Genomic DNA, 2,551 nt, shown 5'->3' with positions numbered 1-2,551 from the left:
TGTTCCTTGATCATCCCGATGATCTGCGCCTCGGTGAAACGGCTCTTTCGCATTCGTTTGCTCCTTCAAAAGGTTGAGCAAACTCTACATCAGAACGAGGGAAGTTTCGGGGAGCAGGTCAACACCTAGAAAGGGTTAGAGGGGCTTCGTAATTTTCACCATCACCTGCGCGGCTGAGCGGAGCAGCCCCGAAGATAACGCAATCCGTTGAGACATAAAGTGCCAAGATGAGCTGATTGGACGACATTTTAATAATATCAAGCTACTCTAACGATTCGAGCAAGCGTCAAACTACTCATCGCTAGGCGCATACCCAATTGCCTCTGCTTTACTGTTGGAAGTTTCGTTCAGGATAGAGGCTTACGCAAGATGTGTGCGTGGTACTACCACTCACATCTTGGCAAGGGAACCCGCTGCGCGTTCCCGTTGCATCCCTCCGGCCTATGGCTCCGATCAGGGCATTCAAGCCCCTCCCTGAGCCAGTAGAACGTTTGGCCGTTCAAACACCACCATTTCATGGAGACGCTTTCAGCGCGACCAGGAAGGGAGCATTTCATGGCTGCCCTTGCCTTGGAACCTTCCCATCGATCAAAGAGCGTTCCTGCCCTTGTGAAATCCTGACCAACCTTGCGCGGATTGGATGTGCGCCATCTTGTCAAAGATGGATCATGATCAAAGGGCCTATCGCCGCCCCTTGAAACCAACTCGTCAGACTTGGAGATTTGCATCTCCACCGACACCGAACCATGCCTAAACGGCTGCCTGTTCAATCACCAATCAAGGGAGCGTTCCCACTTCCACCGATACCCCCATGGGGACTTCATCCAGACCATGTTCAGGGATACGACTTCATTGAGGCCATGAAGGGAGTATTTCAACGCTACAAATATCCTCCAACCATCGCACCCCGGATATTTGGCGGCTTTGCCTACATTACCTGAGGAAAGTGAACAGCCATATCTTGACTTCCGGGCGGCACTACCCACTATAGATGGTGTCTACTGTGAGGCCCTCGACGTGACGCTAGATTTATCTATGCAGATCGCAAGCCTGACGGTTCGCGCCAAAGTCGCATTTGCAACGGAGGTGTCTGTCGTCGCGGAATATTCGTGCGCAGTGGATGGTTAGCACGTCAACGGTCGGGGTTGTATTGTTGAAGGGTCCCCGAGCGGAGAAGTAATGAAAAAAGCACAATCTCTTTATCAATCAGTACATGCTGAAGCAAATCTCTTTGCTGCATGGAGACACGTAAAAAGAAGCGCTTTGAACTCATCGAATAAGGACATTCGCGGTGAAGCCTCAGAGTTTGAACATCGACATCAAACCCACCTTAGACGAATTGGGCACCAGCTACGCGAAAACCGCTACCAATTCAGTCCGGTTCTGGGAGTTCTAAAGGACAAGATTGAACGCCTAAGAAAGGGGAAAAATCCGCGCCCGGTTGCCATCGCCAAAATGGAAGACCGCGTTGTCCAGCGTGCGATCTTGCAAGTATTCCAGCCTAGAAAGATCATTAATCCTAAAGACCCAAACAGCAAGTCTGAACTTGTCTATGACCCACGCCTCGGACTCATAAACGAAATAAACCGTTCCAAGTATGGAGTTGGTGGACTGCTAAGGCCATACGGAGGAACCGAACCCGCTATTCGGCTCCTCATGGATGCGATGGAGAAAGGCGCGACACACTTCTTTCAGTCCGACATAAAGGCTTTCTTTACCGCGATCCCGACCACGGCAGTGGTGAAAATAGTCCAAACGGCAACATCGGACGACAAATTTTGTGCATTGTTTGCGGAGGCCTTGAAGGTCGAGTTGGACAATGAGGATGAGCTCAAGTCCTATAGCGATCTTTTCCCAAAAGGGGGGATCGGAGTTGCGCAAGGCGGCTCGCTATCAGCATTGGCAGGCAACCTGTTGCTATACGACTTTGATCAGACCTTGAACGATACAGGTGTCGTCGCTGTGAGATATATCGATGACGTTCTGATTATGTCGCCTTCTAAATCACTGCTTGATGATGCTGTCAAATTCACAAAGACCAAGCTATCTCGATTTGGGTTTTCGCTGTATCCGCCCGACAAATCTCTAGGAAAAGCGGATGAAGGAAGATGTGCAGATTCCTTCAACTTTCTGGGATGCACCGTTCAACCAAAACGATGTGTTCCCAGCAAAGCATCTGTTCAAGGCAAGAAGAAAGAATTTTCTTCACTCATCCATAGCTCGAAAATGGCTATCAAGAAGCACATAGAGGAAGGCGAAAGACTGGACCCGAAGCTGAGTCAGAGCGTAGTTTTAAAAAGGATTGGCGATCAGTTGTATGGTTGGCAAAAATCCTTTTCTTTCTGTACGGAAGAACGAGAGTTTGAAGCACTGGACAATCACGTATTCAAACTTGTCACGGACTACTCACAAGTCACACAACGATGGATTGGGGAGTGTCATGAACTCTGTGTATCTGGTTTGGCCCATGCGGGTTTCAGATACGGTCACGCGTTGAAGCGCTCATCGAACATGATAGCGAACTGATTGCGGGCGGCAAACCATTCCCGGA

Annotated in this window: 1 protein-coding gene; it reads left to right on the top strand. The window is 49.6% G+C overall.

Features of this window, described 5'->3' with window-relative positions; genetic code table 11:
* Window positions 1–1,179: 1,179 nt before the first annotated feature.
* Window positions 1,180–2,526: a reverse transcriptase domain-containing protein gene (locus ACSR1C_RS20475; RefSeq protein WP_460260856.1), complete on the top strand. Its 1,347-nt coding sequence runs from the start codon at window positions 1,180–1,182 to the stop codon at window positions 2,524–2,526.
* The last annotated feature ends 25 nt before the right edge of the window (window positions 2,527–2,551 follow it).

It is taken from the genome of Actibacterium sp. D185-2, assembly GCF_054954595.1.
The sequence above is the reverse complement of the archived record's forward strand: the minus strand, read 5'-3'. Positions and strand labels throughout refer to the sequence as shown.